Raw genomic sequence first — 16287 nt, 5'->3', positions numbered from 1 at the left:
CATGAAGCCTCCTTAAGAAGCGGTTTGCGTGGCTGTGATGAACCCCATGAAATCCCCGATCGACTGGAAATCCTCATAGGCAAAGTGATCAAAATCAAACTCAATTTCAAATTCGTCTTCGATCCGGAGAATGAAATTAATCATCTGCAGGGAATCCAGACCTACCTCATTCACAATATCGGTGGCTTCAGTGGCAGTGAGCAACAGCTCGGGATTGTTCTTAATTTCACTCAAGATCCGCACAATGGTATCCTGCATATCACCGTTCTCCTCGCATCATGAATTTTAAATAAGCAGCATTGCTTACTAGTTATGATACAACCTCAGAGTTCCGGCTTCTAACTCACATTTTTATGATATGTATAGGATTTTTATTGGAATTGATTACAGCTGAGAGATTCAGTTTGAGTAGGATCAGCTTGGACACTTGGGTGGGAGCATGGGTGGACGCTCCGCGAACGGACCGATGTTCCAATCGCTGTGGTCTCCAGATTTTTCGGATTCCCCTTAGCGGTGAAAATCCGGAGACCAAGGCGACCGCTGCCGCTTTTCCACATTCGTTCCGTCCTCTCCGCTGTTTAAGCGGGGTACGAACTACAGGCTTTAAAATACATAAAAAGCACTAAAGAAATAAACAAAATGTATGCTGTTTTCCGCATACATTCGAGCCACATGCCTGCGTGCCGGCACAATGTATGCTGTTTTCCGCATACATTCGAGCCACATGCCTGCGTGCCGGCACAATGTATGCTGTTTTCCTCATACATTCGGGCCACACGCCTGCGTGCCGGCACAATGTATGCTGTTTTCCTCATACATTCAAGAAGCAATTAAAGAGCACTCATCCACAACAAAAGAAAAACAGGTCCCTGCGGCATAAATGCCAAGCAAGAACCTGTATTGTAAGATATGATGCGGTCAAGAGGACTCGAACCTCCACGATATTGCTATCACTGGCACCTGAAGCCAGCGCGTCTGCCAATTCCGCCATGACCGCATATTATGTATTGCAGTGATTCAATCACCGTAATTAAGAATATACTCTCTTTGGAGCGGAATTGCAAGCTTTAATTTTCAAGCCAATACCTTCAGCACATCCGCGATCTTCCGCTGATGCGACAGGACACCGTAATTCATCCAGGCCATGAAATCCACCTCGTACACGCAGCGGTTGCGTACAGCAGGCAGACTTCTCCAGAGCTGTGTCTCCAGCAGTTCCCGGCTCTCCCCTTCCTGAAGGTCAAACGTAATGAACAGATGATCTGCGGTCAAGCCTGCAAGCTCGTCATGGGTCAGATTGACACGCTTCTGTCCCCGGGTAAGATGCTGGACGGCGGGATGCCGCTGCAGCCCCAGATCCTCATGCAGAACATGCGCGGAATATCCCAGATTCTCACTGCCATACAGAGCAACGCCATGGGCAGAAATCCGCAGCAGTGCCACCGTCTGTCCCCGGATGCTGCGGCTGAGCTGACGTTTGGCCTGCCGGGCCAGCTGCTCATAATCGCTGATGACCTCCTGCACACGGCCGGTTCTGCCGAAGACCGCTGCCGCCGAACGCAATGTGGCCCGCCAGTCCTCCTGATGGAACGGCAGCCGGAACAATGGAGCCACCTGGCGGCATTCTCCCAGCTGCCAGCGCTGGAAGCCGTCATCCAGCATAATCAGGTCCGGTCTATACCGGGAGAGCCCCTGCCAGTCTCCGCCCGAAATATCAAACGCCGGAACCTGATCGAGACCCAGGTACTCCTGCTTGCCCCACTGGGCATGACAATACTGCACCACTGGCATAACCCCTAAGGCCACCAGGTAATCCTCCAGAAATGGCGCAAATACACGGACTCCTTCCTGATGAAGACTTCTGTATTGACCCGGAGTGACCCCAACCGTTGCCTTGAACCTCCGGTTGAAATAGTATTCGTTGCTGTACCCGGCAGCCAGTGCAACCTCATGCAGACGGTCCCCGGTCAGCAGCAGCTGCTGCTGCGCCTGCTCAATCCGCAGACTGTTCAAGTGCTCCAGGGGAATCTGGCCGGTAATTTCTTTGAACAGCTGTGTATAACGCGCACGGCCAATCCCGGCAATCTCCGCCAGCTGGTCGACGGATAAGGCCTCACTGAAATGCTCCTCCATATAACGGATCGAACGCTCTACCGCCTCGCGGTCATCCTTGGTCTTCATCGCCGGGGCATTCGCCCGTATAATCAGCAGCAGCAGCTCTTGAAAACGGGTCTGGGCCGCAAACCATTCCATATCCTCCGGGCGCCGGCAGCTGTAATATATGGAATCCAGCAGCAGGGCACACTGTGAGTAGGGCCTGCAGTTAAGAAGTCCCGGCACGAGCAGGCCCTCTCCAGACAGCTTGTCCACTCCGCCATGATTGCTGTGTCCTCTGCGGATGACTTCAAAGGAGAGCTGATAAAAGCTGATCCCCTGCTCTCCGGCCTGGATTCTGTTTACCGACCCGGCTTCGATCAGAAATCCGGCACCCTTCTCCAAAGGATAACGCCAATGATCTGCCTTGAGCCAGCCCGCTCCTGCCGACACAATGATTAATACATGCTCTTGATATACAGCGACCGGTTCATTTCCCCCGGGTGACCGGGTAACTGCTTCTATGTTAATCAGGCTGTAGAGCAGCGTTCTTCCGGTGCTTGCCTGCAAATGTTCCGCCATTCTACCCCTCCTGATTGAGAACCATTATCATCAGTTCTAAGTGTAAAACAAAAAAGAGGATCTATCAACCTGCTGATAGATCCTCTTTTCGCTTTTACCCTATAAACAGCAGCTTGTACGGAATACTATTTCACGAAGGCCTTCAACAGATCATCCAGCTTCATCAAATTGGCCGTAATGGCACCGGACTGCCAGTGGGAACGCTCCATTCTGTAGATGTTTCCGTTCTTCACCGCAGGCAGGTTCTTCCACAGCGGGCCATCGAGAATCCGAATCGCCTCCTGGTTGGCCGCAGTATCCCACTCCCCGTTGTCAGGGAATACAATAATATGATCCGCTTGAAGCTCCGGGATTACTTCTTCTGAGATAATCGACTGGAATTCCGTCATCTCAGCAGCCATGGGAACAGGTGTCAGACCGAATTGATTATAGAGTACACCGGTAAAGCGGTTTTTGACTCCAAAAAGAGCAACGGTTTTGTCCGCCACATTAAGCCGGATCACAGCCACCTTCTCCTGTCCCAGTGCCTGCTGCAGCGCGGCCTTTCCATCTGCCACCTTCTGGTCATATTCGGCCAGTACAGCCTTTCCCTTCTCAGGAATACCGAGCGCGTCTGCGACCGCTGTAAGGATCAGCCTTGAATCCTGCAATACGCTCTCCGGCAGGCGGTAGGTTGGAGCTACCAGGGAATACTGCTCATACTTAGCGGCATCCACACCGCCATCGGCAATGATCAGATCCGGATTCTTGTCCAGCAGTGCTTCTATGCTGCCGCTGATATCAAATTCAGGCACATCCAGATTCAGATAATCCTGCTTGCCCCAGCTTGGATGGTACCACTGCACCACCGGAGTAACGCCCAGTGCCTTCAGATAGTCTTCCAGATAGATCGCTGCCACCCGCTGGGGGTTCACGGGAACTTCGACCTCGCCGAATTCCCCGGCAATCGTACGGGTTGCCCCTTCTGAGGATGGCTTATTCCCAGTCTCCGCAGGAGCTGCACTGGCTGCTGCCGTCTGTTCCGCCTTATTCCCAGTCTGCACGGCGTTGCCGTCCGCAGCCTTATTATTTCCGCAAGCCGCTATAGCTGACATTGCCACTATAAGTACGACTGTCCCAATACATTTCCGACCCCAGCTTATCATTTCCGCTTCACTCCTGTGTCTAATTTCATTGATTATCATTCTCAATGACTTAATCACATCGTAGCATGTTCTGACAAGCTTTCAATGCACTTTCTCTGCAAAAATCTTATACAAACGTATAGTTGGCCCCGTCAAGCTGACGGGGCCTCTCGTTCACAACCGGTCTCCCACATATCTGTCGCGTCCCGCCCCCATGCCGGCCACGAATAGCAGCACGCATGCTCCCGCAAGCAGCGCCAGCGGTGCATTCCAGCTGCCCGCAGCATCATGCAGCAGGCCGAACAAAGCGGGTCCCGCCGCTGCCAGCAGATATCCGGCTGACTGGGCCATACCTGACAGCTCGCTTGCTTCCTGCACTGTCCGGGTGCGCAGGCTGAAGAACATCATCGCCAAGCCAAAAGCAAAACCGCCGCCTATTCCAATGCAGATGGCCCATAACGCCATTAATTCTGTGCGGCCCAGCCAGACCCCAAGGATACCAATGATAAACAGAACGAAAGTAATGACTACCAGCGGGCGTTGATTCTTCATCCGTCCGGCCCAGAGCGGTACGAAGAACGTGAACGGCAGCTGGGCCAGCTGCATCAGCGAAAGAATCCACCCCGCATGGCCCGGTGTCATCCCCCGCTCACCGAGAATCACCGAAAACCAGGAGATCAGAACATAATAGAGCAAGGACTGAAGCCCCATAAACAGCGTGACCTGCCAGGCGAGCGGGGAGCGCCAGATCCGTACGGCCGAAGAGCGGACGCCGCCTGCACTGCTCTGGCCGAGACTCTTCATCTGCGGAATCCAGAAGAGGGTTGCCAGGGCAGCGATCACAAACCAAAGGGCCAGGGTTCCCCTCCACCCCAGCCCGGCAGAGGTCGCCAAGGGAACACTCACCCCGGAAGCTGCCGCTGCACATATATTCATGGAAACGGTATACACTCCGGTCATCAGGCCGATGCGGTGCGGGAACTTCCCCTTGATCAGTCCCGGGAGCAGCACATTGCAGACGGCAATCGACAGGCCGATCATCGCCGTACCCGCAAAGAAAGTGACCGTCCCGGAAGCCGAACGGACCAGAATCCCCATCGACAGCGTCAGCATGGCCAGCATCAGGATATTGGGAAGTCCCAGCCTGCGGGCAAGCTGCGGAGCGAAGGGGGACAGAAGCGCAAAGGCCAACAAAGGCAAGGTCGTGATAGCTCCGGCCAGGGTATTCGATAAGCCGAGGTCATCACGGATCATCTCCAGCAGGGGGCCGACGGAGGTGAACGGGGCGCGCAGCGCTGCTGCGACACAAATAATGCCGATGATGAGCATCCACCGGCTTCCGGTATTTGAATCATGGGCAGGCAGGCTTGTTCCTGCCATGTTGTTTTTACGGCTGAAATTCATGCTGATCCTCCAGGTCGCAGCAAAACACCCGCCAAGCAGAAGCTCGTCAGGAGTGAAGGCTGTGATATGTATTACACCGGGTTTGCAGGCAGAAGATGCTGCTAGTCCAAGGCGCATGTGTCAATTATAGCCCTTAACGGCGGAGGCTGCACAAATATAAGTTCTTCCAGAGGGTTGACACCTCTTCTGATGCTGAATCAAAACCGCCGGTCTCCAGGACCAGCGGCCGCACACATGAAATCAAGCTAAATTAGCACCAAAGAGATTTAGAGATGATTACGAGCAGGATGAACAGAACCAGAATCGCTCCAGTGGAAGTGAAAGCTCCGCCGTATCCCCCAACATTTTCGCTCATGTTAACTCCTCCTTTGCCCTTGGATACACTGTTAAAATATGTATAAAATATCTTCTTGGTATGGGTGTAGCGGCAATGAAATACCCGGGTTATATTCAATTTAATAATTTCTCACCGTTGACAAAACGTGTAACCCACTTTAGTATCCTAAGAATAAGGTTTAATTGAGAATTGATCTCAATAACCAGATACATAACACATTACAGAAAAGAGTGAACAAGAGATGCTGCGTCGTTTTTTCTCCTATTACCGTCCTTACAAGAAGCTGTTTATCCTTGATTTCACCTGTGCAGTAGGTGCCGGTCTGCTGGAGCTTGCTTTTCCTGTGGCCGTTAATAAATTCATTGACGATCTGCTGCCGGGTCAGGATTGGCCGCTGATTCTGATTGCCTGCGTTGCCCTGCTCGGGATTTATGCGCTCAATACAGCGATGAACTACGTGGTTACTTACTGGGGGCATATGCTGGGTATTAATATTGAAACCAATATGCGCAAAAAAATGTTCGATCATATCCAGAAGCTCAGCTTCCGCTTCTTCGACAACAACAAAACAGGTCATCTGCTCGGCAGAATTACCAATGACCTGAACGATATCGGGGAAGTCGCGCATCACGGGCCGGAGGATGTGTTCATTGCCGTCATGACGCTGGTCGGCGCATTTGTGCTGATGGCCGATATCAATCTCCAGCTGGCCGTGATCACCTTCATCATCGTGCCGATTATGGCCTGGGTCATTATCCACTTCGGACGCAGCATGACCGAGACCTATCACCGTCTATTCGGCAACGTCGGGAACTTCAATGCCCGGATTGAAGACAATGTCGGCGGAATCCGCGTGGTCCAGTCTTTTGCCAATGAAGAATTCGAGAAAGAGCTGTTCGCCGTGGACAACCAGAAGTTCCGCGAGACCAAGCTGATGGCTTACAAGCTGATGGCCAAAAGCTCGTCGGTCAGCTATATGATGACCCGTCTGATCACCATTGTCGTGATGGTCTGCGGCGCGTGGTTCTTCATCAAGGGAGAGCTGGAAATCGGGGAATTTGTCGCTTTCATTCTGCTGTCCAACGTCTTCTTCCGGCCGATTGAGAAGATTAATGCTGTCATCGAGAGTTATCCGAAGGGGATTGCCGGCTTCAAACGTTATCTGGAAGTCATTGATACCGAGCCGGATATCGCCGACAAACCGGATGCTGTAGAGGTTGGAACGCTTCGCGGGGATATCAGCTTCAGCAAGGTCAGCTTCGGCTATGAAGACGACCGCAAGGTGCTGGAGGATATCAGCCTGAGCGTTAACGCCGGTGAGACGATTGCTTTCGTCGGACCTTCCGGTGCGGGTAAAACAACCATCTGCAGCCTGCTCCCCCGGTTCTACGATGTGACCGGCGGCGCGATCTCCATCGACGGGATCGACATCCGCGATATGAAGCTCAGCTCGCTGCGCAAGCAGATCGGGATCGTGCAGCAGGATGTATTCCTCTTCTCCGGTACGATCCGTGAGAATATTGCCTACGGCAAGCTTGATGCAGAGCTGCCGGAGATCTGGCAGGCTGCCCGTCAGGCCCGGCTGGAGGAGCTGATTAACAGCCTGCCGAAGGGTATGGACACTGTGATCGGCGAACGCGGCGTCAAGCTGTCCGGCGGACAGAAGCAGCGCCTGGCAATTGCCCGGATGTTCCTGAAGAATCCGCCGATTCTGATTCTGGATGAAGCCACCTCGGCGCTCGATACCGAGACGGAAGCGGCGATTCAGCAATCACTGGCCGACCTGTCCGTGGGCCGGACTACACTCGTCATTGCCCACCGCCTGACGACGATCAAGAATGCTGACCGGATCGTTGTCGTCAGCGAGGACGGCATCTCCGAGGAGGGCCGCCACGAGGAGCTGGTCAATGCCGGAGGCACTTACAGCCGCCTGTATCAGGCGCAGTATAATGCTTAGGTGTTTCTATTAATGCCGGAGTGAACAAGTCAGATGCTCATATGTCTCAAAGCTTCAAACGTTAAAAAAGCAGCGATTTTCGTTATTTGAGAATCGCTGCTTTCTGTTTTTGGTTAGAAAGATATGAAGAACCTTTTTCCGCTTAAACAGCGGAGAGGACGGAACGATTGTGGAAAAGCGAATGCGTTCGCCTTGGTCTCCGGATTTTCACCGCTAAGGGGAATGAAAAAAATCTGGAGACCACAGCGATTGTAACAACGGTCCGTTCGCGCAGCGTCCACCCAGGCGCTCACGTTGATGATTGTTCTATCGTATTCCGCTAATCCATTCCTCAGCACGGTCTGCCATTGCCTGGACCTCGTTCATGAACCATCCTGCATGATAGCCGTCACAGACAGCGTGATGGACCTGCAATGACAGCGGCAGGTATATGGAATCGCCTATGGTCGTGAATTTCCCTGCGGTAATAATGGGCAGAAGGTAATTCCCGTTACTGCTGATATTCAGGTTGAATCCGGTAAAGGAAGTCCACGGAATCATAGATACAGAAAAGGTATGCTCGGGTATCGGTGTCTTGGGGAACAATTGCCCGGAATCCTTATAATTCTCCACATCCGACAGGTAAGAATCGTGGAACGCTTGGAAATCCTTCGTGCCAGCCGTCCAAATCGCCGAGAAGGATTCCGAGACACTGTCAGCAATCGTATACAGCGGGTCAAGCTTGTCCCAATACCCTAACTCCCCCGCACTATTGTACCCCGTTCTGAATGCAGTATTGGAGTTGACCACACAGGTCATCAAGAATAGCAGGGCAGGATACAGCTTATATTCCTGTTGTTTTATCTTGCGGTATAAACTGCTAATCTCAATTTCTGCTGTCAGGCTAAAGGTCGTACCCTGGTTCAGGTAATGAGTAAAGATCTCTTGTCTCTTCCAGTTATCCCTGTCAATCAGATTAAATTTCATTGGCTCTGCCTCCTAAATGTTTGTGTAAACCGGATTTAGGAGGCTGACTTGTCTGACTTTTTCATATAAAGTCCATCCTTTAAAAAGAGTTCATATTATTGTATCATACATCACTATTTCAAAAAACGCTGCCACCCCGGCCTTGTTGCCCGTGTGACAGCGTTCGAAACCCGGCTGCACTAGCAGCAGCTCCGGCTTATTTTTTGGCGATATGGCACTTCAGCAGCTTACCCTTCACGGTCGTCTCCTTCATCGCCTGCAGCACAAGTGATCCCTTGCCGTTCAGAATATCGACGTAGGTGACGTTATCCTGGATCGTGATGATTCCGATGTCCGCCGCCGTAATGCCCTCAAGCTTGGCAATGGTGCCGACGAAATCAACTGCGCGGAGCTTCTTTTTCTTGCCGCCGTTGAAATAGAGCTTCATGATGTCCTGGTTCATGACCTCGGTTTTGCCGGCTTTGCGGACCTGCTGCTTGCCCAGCTTCAGATCGAACGCCGGTTTGGCATAAGCCACCGCATCCTCCGAAGGAGCCTTCATGATTGGCAGACTGAAGCCGATATAGCCTTCGATTTCCCTGACCCATTTGTGTTCATTCGGCGTAACGAAGGTGATCGCTTTGCCGCTTTTGCCGGCACGGGCGGTGCGGCCGGTGCGGTGGACGTAGCTCTCTTTTTCCAGCGGGATATCGTAGTTAATGACATGGGTGATGTTCTCGATATCAATCCCTCTAGCAGCAACGTCGGTGGCGATCAGATAACGGAATTGTCCCCGCTTAAAAGCATTCATCACCTCAAACCGCTCGTCCTGCTCCATGCCGCCGTGGATCTTGTCCACTGGATATTCGAGGTCGGCCATCCCGCGGAAGAGGGAATTCACCTGCTCCTGGGTCCGGCAGAAGATAATGCAGCTATCCGGATTCTCCACCGTCAGCAGATCGCTGAGCAGCCCGAACTTGGCAGCTTGTACGACCTCAATCAGGGCATGTTCGATCGACGCTGTCGTAATTCCGCTGGCTTCAATCTCAATATCCACCGGCTCCGTCATATACTTGCGGCACAGATTCTTGATCACATCCGGCAGTGTTGCCGAGAACAGCATCGTTACACGTTCCTTGGGCAGTTGCTTGATGATCTTCTCGATCTGCTCAATGAAGCCCATGCTGAGCATCTCGTCCGCTTCGTCGATCACCAGATATTGTATCCGGCTAAGATTCAGTGTCCCGCGCTCGATATGGTCGAATACACGGCCCGGCGTGCCTACAACCACATGCGTCTTCTGTGTTAACTCGATCTTCTGCGGGGCAAAAGGCTGCTTGCCGAACAGTGCTACCGCCTTGATCCGCTTGAAGCGCCCGATGTTCGTAATATCCTCTCTCACCTGCTGGGCCAGCTCCCGGGTCGGTGTCAGCACCAGCGCCTGGGGTTTGTTCTCCGCCCAATCGGCCAGCTCGCAGAGCGGGATGGCGAATGCTGCGGTTTTGCCGCTGCCGGTCTGCGACTTGACGATCAGATCGCGCGCCTTCAGCGCCACCGGAATCACCTTCCGCTGCACCTCCGTAGGGTCCACGTACTTCAGAACCTCCAGCGCACGGGTAATCTCCTCACTCAGACCATAATCACTAAACTGTACTTGTACTTCACTCATATTATATTCTACCTCTTCTATGCCGATTGTTCCGGTTCAGGCGGGGTCTCCCGCGTTCCATCCATCTTACGCATTATTTCATTATAACACCTACTCTGCCCCTTGATTCCATTCCTTATAAAATTGCTCCAAAAAAACCAGCATAAACTGATGGCGCTCCTCCGCCAGTTGCTTCCCGTACGAAGTGTTCATAAGATCCTTCAGCTTCAGCAGCTTCTCATAAAAATGGTTGACCGCCGTCCCTTTGGAATAATCACGGTATTCTTCCTTCAGCGACTCGTCCCGGGGAGGGATCTTGGGATCATAGACCGGACGTCCCTTCGCTCCGGAGAAAACCATTGTCCGCGTAATGCCAATTGCCCCCAGTGCATCCAGACGGTCCGCATCCTGCACGATTTGTCCTTCCAGTGTAGACATCGGAGCTCCCCCGCCGCCGCTGAAGGACATCGTCTCGATGATCTCCATGATCTGCTTGCAGACAGCTTCATCCGGCAAATGTGCGGCCAGCCAAGTCTGGACTTTGAGCAGGCCTGCTTCCTTGGAGGGATTCAGCTTCTCGTCAGCCACATCATGCAGCAGCGCCGCTATACTGCAGATTACCACATTGGCTCCCTCCATCCCTGCGATCAGAGCGGCTGTATTCCGTACCCGGTCGGTATGAAACCAGTCGTGGCCGGTGGTATCCTGGCCTAATTGCTCTTTGGCGAAATTCTCTGCCGCCGTTATGAGATGTATATAATCCATTCTAATTGCTCCTTTATGACTAATAATGCAGGTCTTGCGCTGCTGCTCCTGATCCGCTATAATGTGCTGTAATCAAAAGCTGAAGGGATTGATTCACATGAACCGCCTGTCCATCATACCGAATCAACTTCATCATCACAAGCAGCGTTAGCACACCTGAATTCATTCAGGGAGGGCTAGCGCATTTCGCGTTTGACCTCCCTGCGGCATATTGAAGCGCGCGGGACCACGGGGTCCGGCGCGTTTTTTATTATACCGAAACTATAGACCAAGGGAGCTGCTAACGATGCAAAATATTAGAGGAACCTACGATTACTTCGGCCGCGAACAGGCCATCCGCCAGAAGGTTAAGACTACCCTTCAGGAGCTGTTCGAGCTATACGGATTCGAGTCGATGGATACGACACTGCTTAATGAGCTGGAGCTGCTGACCTCCAAATATGCCGGGGGCGATGAGATTCTGCGCGAGATGTACCAGCTTACGGATCAGGGCGGGCGCAGGCTGGGGCTGCGTTACGATCTGACGATCCCTTTTGCCAAGGTGATTGCCCTGAATCCGGGGATTACGTTCCCATACCGGCGCTACGAGATCGGCAAGGTGTTCCGCGATGGTCCGGTCAAAAAAGGCCGCCTGCGCGAGTTCCTGCAATGTGACGCTGATGTGGTCGGCATCGCCGGTCCGCAGGCTGAAGCCGAGCTGATGCAGCTGGCTGCGGAGGTCTTCAGCAGACTGGATATCCCGGTGGTGCTGAAGTGGAACAACCGCCGCTTCCTGGGCGAGATTCTCGGAGCGGTCGGCGTTCCGCCACAGGAGCAGCTCTCCGTAATGCTGACGCTCGACAAGCTTGCCAAAATCGGCAGCGGCGGGGTGCTGGCAGAGCTGACGGACAAGAAACTGACTGCTGAGACGGTTCGGCTGATTTCGGAGCTGCTGGAGCTGGAGAATCCGGGGTTCGCGCAACTGGTGGAGAGATATAAGCTGGACGGGCATCCCGGTACGCTTGAGGTAGTAGCCTTGCAGCAGCTGATTGATGCGGTTGGCCTTGCGGATGTGTGCGTCTTCGATCCTTTTTTGTCACGCGGGCTGTCGTTCTACACGGGGACCGTCTATGAAATCTTCGATGCTTCAGGCAGCTATCCCTCAAGTCTCGGCGGCGGGGGCAGATATGACGCTATCATCGGGAAGCTCGTCGGACGCGACGATATAGAGTATCCTACAGTCGGCATCTCCTTCGGGATGGAGTCGATCATGGCCCTCCTGGGCGAACGCCCGGCGGATACGACGGAACGTTCCGGTGTCCTGATTATTCCCGTCGGCGGATATCTGCCGCAGGCTCTGGTTGCTGCCGCTGCCCTGCGGGCCGCAGGCATCCGCACAGGCGTGGACACCGGCACGCGCAAGCTCAAAAAAACACTGGCCGCAGCTTCAGCCAAGGGCATCCGCTATGTCATTATGGTTGGGGAGAACGAAGCCGCTGAGGAGAAGCTGCGGCTGAAGGACATGGAGCTGGGGAGCGAGAGGCTGGTTACAGTGACGGAGGCGGTTCAGCTGATTACGGGGTGACTCCGAGGCCTCTCACCAGTCTCAAGTTATTGATGCCGATAGCTAAATGTTGTACTTTTTGCAGGATGTTTCGTAAGTTTGGCCCCGGGCACGCACATTGTTGCACTTATTGCAGGAATCCCATCCAATTAGTACCTGTGGAACATACATTGTTGCAATTTGGGCAGGAATTCCATCAGATCAGCACCGGGGAATGTTCAATGTTGCATTTTATGCAGGAATCCCATTAGCTCGGGCCCGGGGAATGTGCAATGTTGCATTTTATGCAGGAATCCCATTAGCCCGGGCCCGGAGCGCGTGCATTGTTCCACTCCCCGTTCAAATTCACCCGGTTGCCGCTGATAAATTACTGACCCGGATATTCGCACGTTGTAAATTCCTTATTTAGATCATGCTCTATTGCTTCATCTTAGGTTTCAGCGCCCTTGCTATCCATTGAGGCCGCTTGCACCGCCCGTGTGCTGTCCCTGTATTCTTTGGGCGAGAGACCGCTGCTGTTCTTGAACACGCGGTTGAAGTGGCGCACATTGCCAAAGCCCGTCTCTTCCGCGATGCTGTGGATCTTCTCATCGGTAAAAGCCAGCTTCTTACGGGCTTCTTCCATCCGGATATGTGTCAGAAATTCGATGAAGGTGACACCGGTTCTCTGCTTGAAGAGATTGCTGAAATACACCGGGCTCAGAAACACTTCATCCGCTACCTCCTTGAGGCTAAGCGGACGGTAGTAATGAAGCGAAATATAGCGCTGGGCGGCGGTTACCGGATCGATATCCTTCGCTGCTCTGGATGCCGCTATGCAGCCGGTCAGCGTGATTAACAATCCGCGGCATTTCTCGGCCAGCTCCTGACGGGAAGAGAGGCTGCATACGTCGAACAGCACTTTGCGGATATCCTTGGACCCCAGCCATGACTCGGTAACATCAAGCTCCTCGGACAATTCGTAGTAGTACAGCAGCAGCTTGCAGATTTGCTGGTGAATGCTCTCCGGTGATTCCGCCATGCTGCACAGCTCTTCAATCAGTTGCTCGACAATCGGTCCTATACTGGCGGCCCTGCCGCCGGTAATCGACTTCTCCAGCAGCTCCCAGGACCACTTCAGGGGTCCGCTGCCGGAGTGGGGACGCTCCGTCATTTTAGCATAATCCAGCAGCCTGTCACCGCCTTCGATCAACCGGTACAAGAGCGCGATTCCGGCTTCGTTGTATGCCTTCGGAATCCCCGCAAGCCCTTCCGCCGGATTACTGACCCCGATGGTCACCGTCAGGTTGGACAAGGAACGGATCTGCCTGCGGATCATGTCGCCCAGGCTTCCCGGTGCGGATAAGAACTGCTGCGGGTCTGCTGTATTCAGCACAGCCACCACCTCGGTGTCTGACTGCACGAAGCTAATCCCCTTGGTCTGGCGGTCCATCATTTCCTGGACGACCTGCTGGATATACAGAAGGAACAAAGAGGCATCTCCCCGCAGATAACGCTCCTTCTCCACCGAATATTTATCCAGCTTGATCACCATGCAGATGAAATAGGGGGAGCTGAACAAGAAGCCCATCTCACGTAGCAGCTCAAGGTCACTATCTTTCGTTTTGCCTTTCAGCAGACTCTCCGTCAGATGCGCGGCCACATGCCGCTTCAGCAGGGGCTGAACCTGCCAAGGCTCCTCATTGCGCACCGGTTGCGCTTTACGTTCGGCCAGCTCCCGCCCAAGCCTCTCCAGTACACGGCCCAGCTCCTCCCGTTCAACCGGCTTCATGAGATAATCCTTCGCCCCCTGGCGCATCGACTGCTGCGCGTAGGCGAATTCATCATAACCGCTGACCACGACGGTCATCAGATCCTTGAACCGCCCCCCGGCCAGCTGCTGCAGCTGGATTCCGTCCATTCCCGGCATGCGGATATCGGTGAGCAGCACTTCAGGAGACAGCTCGGCCAGCTTGTCGAGTGCATCATAGCCGTCGCTGGCTTCACCGACTACCTCCCAGTTGCCGTCCAGGCTGGTAATCATTTTGCGCAGTCCTTTGCGGAAGACCGATTCATCGTCAACAATCAGTATTCTAGGCAACTCCGTCATCCCCCCCTGCTCTGCCCTGATGGTTAATGACCGGCAGCTTAAGCACTGCCTTGAAGCCCTGATACGGCATACTCTCCAGGGACAGGCCATATTCCTCCCCGTAATGCAGCACAATCCGGCGGTGAACATTCAGCAGCCCGTTGCCTGAACGTCCGCCGAGCTCCTTCGTATTCCGCAGATGCAGCCGGAGCGCCTCCAGAGCTTCCGCATTCATGCCGATCCCGTCATCCTCCACGGTGATTCTGAGGACCCGGCTGCTGCTGCTTGCGGTCAGCGTAATCTTGCCCCGGCCAATCCCTTTATCCAGCGCATGGTTAATGGCGTTCTCTACCAGCGGCTGGATCATCAGCGGGATAACCTCACAGCCCAGCAGGGAAGGCTCAATGGTCATGCTGAATTGAATCCGTTCCTCATAACGCATCTGCTGGATGGCCATATACCCGCTGACATGGTCCAGCTCATCCTGAAGAGTCACATGCTCCTTGCGTCCGCTCAGACTGTAACGCAGCAGCTTGCTCAGATTGTTGGACATCGTAATAATCTCCGGACTGCCCTCAAGCTCGGCATACATACTGATAGAGCCCAGTGTATTGTATAGAAAATGCGGGTTGATCTTACTCTGGAGCGCGGCAATCTACGCATCCTTCTCCCGGATCTCCGTCTCATAGAGCAGATAGCCCAGTTCGCTCAGCTTGGCAATCATGCCGTTGAACGAATGGCCCAGCAGTCCCACTTCATCCGTACCGCTTACCGGAAAAGCCTTGCTGAGATCTCCCCGCTCAACACCCCGCATCAGCCGGCTCAGCTTGCGCAGCGGCTGGGTGATCCGGTAGGCGATGAAGACATACAGCAGCAGGGCCAGACCTACACAGAGGATGCCAATGAGAATAATGTAGGTGCGCAGAACCTCGGTATCCTGCATTAGACTGGACACAGGCACAACGCCCACTGTAGTCCAGCCTGTAACCTCAGAGGTCACATGAGCGACCAGCAGCCCTTCCCCCTCTGACTTCACATGGCTAACCCCCTCGCCGGCTTGGCCGGGAGTGACGGCAGACGCCTCCAGGGGGAGCCCATGCTCCTTGCCGGTGACAAGATTGCCGGAGTCATCCGTAATATACAGCAGCTCTTTGGCATCCAGCTTGACGTTGGACAGAATCTCCCGGATGAACTTGGGGTCCACATCAATGACAATATACCCCAGGGTCACGCCGTCATCGAAGCTGCGCAGCTCCCGGACAATGGAGAAGGCCTGGTAGACATTCCCGCCGCTTGCACTTAAGTCATGCGTGGCAACATACACCGGCTGCCCGTAGTGACCCTTGAACTTATTCAGCCAGCTAACCTTCTCATCCAGCTTATAGGTTGTCACATACTGGCTCTCGGGCATGACCACATAGGAGGCTCCGCCGGTCCCGTATAGGGAAACACCCAGAATATCCACCCGGCCGTTCAGAAACACCTGAGTGACGAAGCTGTTGAGTCCGCTGATCTCATCCAGTGTTAAGGGTTCACCGGGGGCACGCTTCGTGGCAAGATATTCGGTAACCTTCGGATATTGGTAGGGCATTACGGTCAGCCGGTTCAGCTCATTCATATAGGTATCAATGTTCAGGGTAAGCTGCTTCAGCGTCTGAAGCTGATAATCGCCCACCTTGCGCTCCGTGGTTTCAGTGAAACGGGCGAAGGCGAAATAGCCCGTCAGTCCCAGCGGCAGCACAATGAACACCACATTGATCAGAATAAGCTTACGCGCAAGTGCCAGATTCCTGAACCAGCCGCGAAATGATTTCAACCGC

13 protein-coding genes and 1 tRNA gene are annotated in these 16287 nt (G+C 53.6%); 2 read left to right on the top strand and 12 right to left on the bottom strand.

The window, feature by feature from the left end:
• Window positions 1-12: 12 nt before the first annotated feature.
• The 6 genes from HQN87_RS25670 to HQN87_RS32115 all read right to left on the bottom strand — a co-directional run bounded on the left by HQN87_RS25670 (window position 13) and on the right by HQN87_RS32115 (window position 5559).
• Window positions 13-258, bottom strand: a complete 246-nt coding sequence (locus tag HQN87_RS25670; protein WP_076078321.1) for an acyl carrier protein — start codon at window positions 256-258, stop codon at window positions 13-15.
• Between the two features lie 655 nt (window positions 259-913).
• Window positions 914-997: transfer RNA gene (locus HQN87_RS25665), tRNA-Leu, on the bottom strand.
• Window positions 998-1074: 77 nt separating this feature from the next.
• Window positions 1075-2676, bottom strand: a complete 1602-nt coding sequence (locus HQN87_RS25660) for a helix-turn-helix domain-containing protein (RefSeq protein WP_173139111.1) — start codon at window positions 2674-2676, stop codon at window positions 1075-1077.
• A gap of 125 nt (window positions 2677-2801) precedes the next feature.
• Window positions 2802-3770: an ABC transporter substrate-binding protein gene (locus HQN87_RS25655; protein ID WP_254075671.1), complete on the bottom strand. Its 969-nt coding sequence runs from the start codon at window positions 3768-3770 to the stop codon at window positions 2802-2804.
• Window positions 3771-3974: 204 nt separating this feature from the next.
• Complete coding sequence (locus HQN87_RS25650; protein WP_254075670.1) at window positions 3975-5204, bottom strand: CynX/NimT family MFS transporter; 1230 nt, start codon at window positions 5202-5204, stop codon at window positions 3975-3977.
• A 250-nt stretch (window positions 5205-5454) separates the two neighbouring features.
• Window positions 5455-5559: a YjcZ family sporulation protein gene (locus HQN87_RS32115; protein WP_211723001.1), complete on the bottom strand. Its 105-nt coding sequence runs from the start codon at window positions 5557-5559 to the stop codon at window positions 5455-5457.
• Window positions 5560-5782: 223 nt separating this feature from the next.
• On the opposite strand from HQN87_RS32115, the gene HQN87_RS25645 reads away from it, so the two are divergent.
• Entirely contained in the window at window positions 5783-7498 is a 1716-nt protein-coding gene (locus tag HQN87_RS25645) for an ABC transporter ATP-binding protein (protein WP_173139109.1), read from the top strand.
• 306 nt (window positions 7499-7804) lie between these two features.
• On the opposite strand, the gene catA is transcribed toward HQN87_RS25645, so the two are convergent.
• The 3 genes from catA to HQN87_RS25630 all read right to left on the bottom strand — a co-directional run bounded on the left by catA (window position 7805) and on the right by HQN87_RS25630 (window position 10856).
• Window positions 7805-8464, bottom strand: coding sequence for a type A chloramphenicol O-acetyltransferase (catA, locus tag HQN87_RS25640; protein WP_173139108.1), 660 nt, complete (start codon window positions 8462-8464; stop codon window positions 7805-7807).
• Window positions 8465-8660: 196 nt separating this feature from the next.
• Entirely contained in the window at window positions 8661-10112 is a 1452-nt protein-coding gene (locus HQN87_RS25635) for a DEAD/DEAH box helicase (protein WP_173139107.1), read from the bottom strand.
• Window positions 10113-10202: 90 nt separating this feature from the next.
• The gene (locus tag HQN87_RS25630) at window positions 10203-10856 is read right to left on the bottom strand and encodes an HD domain-containing protein (RefSeq protein WP_173139106.1); all 654 of its coding nucleotides are present in this window, start codon (window positions 10854-10856) and stop codon (window positions 10203-10205) included.
• A gap of 286 nt (window positions 10857-11142) precedes the next feature.
• Between HQN87_RS25630 and HQN87_RS25625 the strand changes: the two genes are divergently transcribed.
• Entirely contained in the window at window positions 11143-12420 is a 1278-nt protein-coding gene (locus HQN87_RS25625; RefSeq protein ID WP_173139105.1) for a histidine--tRNA ligase, read from the top strand.
• A gap of 409 nt (window positions 12421-12829) precedes the next feature.
• On the opposite strand, the gene HQN87_RS25620 is transcribed toward HQN87_RS25625, so the two are convergent.
• Genes HQN87_RS25620 through HQN87_RS32510 form a run of 3 tightly spaced genes read right to left on the bottom strand, consistent with a single transcriptional unit; the run spans window position 12830 to window position 16283 of the window.
• Window positions 12830-14479: a response regulator gene (locus tag HQN87_RS25620; RefSeq protein WP_173139104.1), complete on the bottom strand. Its 1650-nt coding sequence runs from the start codon at window positions 14477-14479 to the stop codon at window positions 12830-12832.
• Window positions 14472-15122, bottom strand: coding sequence for a sensor histidine kinase (locus HQN87_RS33120; RefSeq protein ID WP_367272804.1), 651 nt, complete (start codon window positions 15120-15122; stop codon window positions 14472-14474). Before HQN87_RS33120 ends, HQN87_RS25620 begins: the two co-directional genes overlap by 8 nt.
• Window positions 15123-16283 (bottom strand): sensor histidine kinase, encoded by a 1161-nt coding sequence (locus HQN87_RS32510; protein WP_254075668.1) that lies wholly within the window; start codon window positions 16281-16283, stop codon window positions 15123-15125. It lies immediately after the preceding gene.
• Window positions 16284-16287 lie beyond the last annotated feature (4 nt).

Origin of the sequence: Paenibacillus tritici, from assembly GCF_013204885.1 — a bacterium.
GTDB classification, from domain to species: Bacteria; Bacillota; Bacilli; order Paenibacillales; family Paenibacillaceae; genus Paenibacillus_AQ; species Paenibacillus_AQ tritici.
The sequence above is the reverse complement of the archived record's forward strand: the minus strand, read 5'-3'. Positions and strand labels throughout refer to the sequence as shown.